Consider the following 3,525-nt stretch of genomic DNA (forward strand, 5'->3'; position numbering starts at 1 on the left):
CAGTACCGCGGTGCCGCCGGCAGCATGAATATCGGCAATGGCCTCTTCCAGAGCGCACCAGGGCGTCGCCACAAAAGCGGATTGCCCCTGCTTCAGATAGCGGTTGAAGGCATGCCGGTGGTTGCGCACCCTGCCCGCTTCTTCAAGAAAACGGGCAAACAAAGGACGCCCAGGCGCATCGGTGCCCGCCAGTTCACAGGTGCGCTCATAACTGTTGGCCAGTGTGGCTGCGCGATCCAGACGGCGACCAATCTCCCGGGCACGATTTACCCGTGCCTCCTGCTGGGCTGCGACCCTTTCCTGTAACTGACCACAACCGGTATCCAGCCACAATCCAAGCACATGATATTCCCGGTTTTCGTGACGCACAGACAGTTCGATACCATTCACCAGGCTGATGTCGTGCTGACGGGCAGCCTCATGGGCTTCAGGCAACCCGGCCAGGGTATCGTGGTCAGTCAGGGCCAGACAGGTTACGCCATAGTCCGCAGCCCTCGACACCAGCGCTGCAGGGCTTAGAATACCGTCCGACGCTGTACTGTGACTGTGCAGGTCGATTGTGTGGTTACAAGAAATAGCCAGATCCTCTCAAGGTTCTCGATGTGTCTGCCGTGACTCCCATGCGTCACAGACGCTCACTGCGACAGGCTGACGACGGGAATCAAGGCGCAGGGTAGCATTTTTGAGCCCTTCACCGGCATCTTTAACGCCCTCCGGCTGCCATAAACTGATCAAACGGAATCTCGAATGAGCGAAAGCAACATCCCGGAACAGAACGGCAAGCCAGCCAGCGCCATGCCACCAAAGCAGGAAAGCTTGCTGGCCAACCTGCTGATCAATATCGTGATTCCGGCCCTGATCCTGGCCAAACTCTCCGGGGATGACTGGCTGGGCACCAAGTGGGCCATTGTGGTGGCGCTGGCCTTCCCCTTGCTCTACGGCCTGCGCGATTTCCTGCAGAACGGCAAGGCCAATTTCTTCTCTGGCTTGGGCATCGTCAGCATTATGCTTACCGGCGGCATCAGTCTGATGGAGCTGGACGCCAAGTATATCGCCATGAAAGAGGCTGCCATTCCGGCCTTGCTGGGCATTGCAACGATGGTATCCCTGCGCACCCGTTGGCCGCTGGTAAAGACTTTCATTTACAACGACAAGGTGCTGGATACCGACAGGATTGCCGCCAAACTGGAAGACAACAACAACCTCCACGCCTTCGAGCTGACCCTCAAGCAGGCTTCCTGGATGGTGGCGGCCTCCTTTTTCCTGTCCTCTGTGCTCAACTACGTGCTGGCCAAAATAATTTTGACCAGCCCGCCGGGCAGCGAGGCATTCAATGCCGAACTGGGCAAGATGACAGCTCTGAGCTACCCGGTTATTGTCTTGCCCTCCATGATTGTGCTGATTCTTGCCATGCTCTTCCTGTTTCGCCGCATCGGCAAGCTGACCGGGCTAGACCTGGAAGACATCATGGCCGCACACCACCGCAAACCTGAATAAAGAGCGAAACCATGCTGTACGCGATCATCAGTGAAGATGTCCCTGACTCCTTGCCGTCACGCAAACAGGCTCGCCCCGCGCACCTGGCGCGGCTGGAAGCCCTCCGTGATCAAGGGCGCCTGCAACTGGCAGGGCCACACCCGGCTATCGACAGTGAAGACCCGGGCCCAGCGGGCTTTACCGGATCATTGGTCATTGCGGAATTTGATTCCCTGGACGCTGCCCAGGCCTGGGCGGATGCGGATCCGTATATGGATGCCGGCGTGTACGCCAGCGTTACGGTAAAGCCCTTCAAGCGCGTACTGCCCTGAAAGCTACAGCCGCAACGAATGGGCAGTCATGGCAATTTGCTATTTTTTACAAAGACACCACGGCCTGCGCGGCGAAATGTGACTATGGTAGCGCCGCTACCCGCATGACTTCTTTAGACTGCGCGGCCTGACCTCAAGGAGTGACTGATGCTCGCTAGATTATTCTGTGTACTGGCATTGCTGAGTGCATCCAGCAACGCCCTCGCCGCTGCGGCCTGGGTGGATGACAGTATTTATGTACCCATTCGTGCCGCCGCCAACCCCAGCGGACGCATCCTTCACCGCGGGATCAAAAGCGGTACACGTATCGAGTTTTTGGGCTTCGAGGGCGACTGGGCAAAGATTCGCTACGGCGATACCGAGGGCTACATCGGCAAGCAATACCTGAGCCAGAGCCCTACTGCTGAAATTCGTCTTGAGCGCGCCACCCAGGCCAGCGAGCAAGCCAAGGCAGAAGTGGCGAAGCTGCGCACCCAGCTCGCCGAGATCAAGGGCGAGCGCGATGCCCTGTCGGAGCAATCCAACGAGTTGAAAAGCTCCCTGAGTTCACGCAGCAACGAACTCGAGCAGCTTCAGGAAGTGGCATCTGATCCCATTCGTCTGGACCAGGCTAACCGTCGCCTCAATGAAGAATTGAGCCTGCTGCGTTCCGAGCTGGATCAGGTCAAGGGTGAGAACGTGATGCTGCGCAGCAACAATACGTCCCAGCAATGGATCACTGGCGTGGGCATTCTGATTGTCGGCCTGATTGCCGGTGTGCTGATGCGTTCACGCTCTGGCCGTCGCCAGCGAGGCGGCTGGGCAAACTAGTCCGGATGCGGCCCGGGGCAACCCGGGCCGTCGTCTCGCTCCCGCCCCAGTGAAAAGCCGTTCTCTCGCCCCGCGTTAACGCCTATTCCGGGTATTCCCACACGGGCAAACCTGCCTGCACCTCCACCCTTAGCACAATGCCAGTAATGCCCTCGTAGCCCAGTGAACGAGGCCAGAATACATACGGTTCGATTTCATAGAAGAACCAGGGTCGCCAGACGCTACGTCGAAAGCGCACACTGGTGCGCCAGGTTTCAATCGCTGCAATGGGATCCGTATAGCCATCAAACCCCACCGAGTAGCCGATGCCGGATTGCTTGCCCAGGCGGGTATAGAGGCTCACCGTCTGATTGAAGTACCAATCACGGTTCATCTCGTTATTTTCTTCCGTCAATTCATATTCACTGCTGAAGCGAATCGTGGAAGCCTGCGTTAGCGGCCGGTCCAGCTCAAACAGGGAGTTGATGCCGAAGCCTTCCGGATCTTCCCAGTAGCCTTTCTGGGTAAACCGGAAATAGGTTTTTCCTCCCGGCAACGGCGTGTACCAGCGATAACGCGCGCGAACGAAGGTAGTGAATTCAGAGCGCAGCCCCGCATCCAGATCCAGATTCATTCTATCCGGCATCCTGGTTACCCACCGCAGGGCAGTGCGGAACCCACCCGAGTCGTCCCCCACCTCTTCTGGCCGACTATCCAGATCATTGCGCAGCTCACCACTGGTGTCGTCATCATTCTGGAAAAGCAGACTCAGGCGCTCCTGGGCGTTGGGCAGCTCTACCCGGGCGCGGATTTTTACCTCGCTGCCGTCATCATCATTGTCTTGCCAGCGGCTTGCGCCAATGATCCGCAGCTGTGTGCCAGGCTCTTCAGTATCAATTTCGTTGGGGCCGATAAAAAAACCATCGAC

Annotated in this window: 5 protein-coding genes; 3 read left to right on the forward strand and 2 right to left on the reverse strand. The window is 57.8% G+C overall.

Features of this window, described 5'->3' with window-relative positions:
* On the reverse strand, positions 1–582 hold a 582-nt coding region (locus tag A3754_RS19210; protein WP_369817630.1), incomplete at its 3' end, for a PHP domain-containing protein.
* A gap of 165 nt (positions 583–747) precedes the next feature.
* Here A3754_RS19210 and A3754_RS19215 point away from each other — a divergent pair.
* The 3 genes from A3754_RS19215 to A3754_RS19225 all read left to right on the forward strand — a co-directional run bounded on the left by A3754_RS19215 (position 748) and on the right by A3754_RS19225 (position 2,618).
* Positions 748–1,497: a VC0807 family protein gene (locus tag A3754_RS19215; protein WP_231880700.1), complete on the forward strand. Its 750-nt coding sequence runs from the start codon at positions 748–750 to the stop codon at positions 1,495–1,497.
* 11 nt (positions 1,498–1,508) lie between these two features.
* A complete protein-coding gene (locus A3754_RS19220; RefSeq protein ID WP_063519151.1) occupies positions 1,509–1,808 on the forward strand; it encodes a YciI family protein in 300 nt (99 codons plus the stop codon).
* A 147-nt stretch (positions 1,809–1,955) separates the two neighbouring features.
* Complete coding sequence (locus A3754_RS19225) at positions 1,956–2,618, forward strand: TIGR04211 family SH3 domain-containing protein (protein ID WP_063520984.1); 663 nt, start codon at positions 1,956–1,958, stop codon at positions 2,616–2,618.
* An 82-nt stretch (positions 2,619–2,700) separates the two neighbouring features.
* Here A3754_RS19225 and A3754_RS27935 read toward each other — a convergent pair.
* Positions 2,701–3,525: hypothetical protein (locus A3754_RS27935; RefSeq protein WP_063520985.1), on the reverse strand; the 825-nt coding region annotated here is incomplete at its 5' end.

It is taken from the genome of Alcanivorax sp. HI0083 (assembly GCF_001635175.1).

Excerpts from the sequence above, each read along its gene's own strand:
- A3754_RS19215 (WP_231880700.1), top strand. The coding sequence starts at position 748 with ATGAGCGAAAGCAACATCCCGGAACAGAACGGCAAGCCAGCCAGCGCC.
- A3754_RS19220 (WP_063519151.1), top strand. The coding sequence starts at position 1,509 with ATGCTGTACGCGATCATCAGTGAAGATGTCCCTGACTCCTTGCCGTCA.
- A3754_RS19225 (WP_063520984.1), top strand. The coding sequence starts at position 1,956 with ATGCTCGCTAGATTATTCTGTGTACTGGCATTGCTGAGTGCATCCAGC.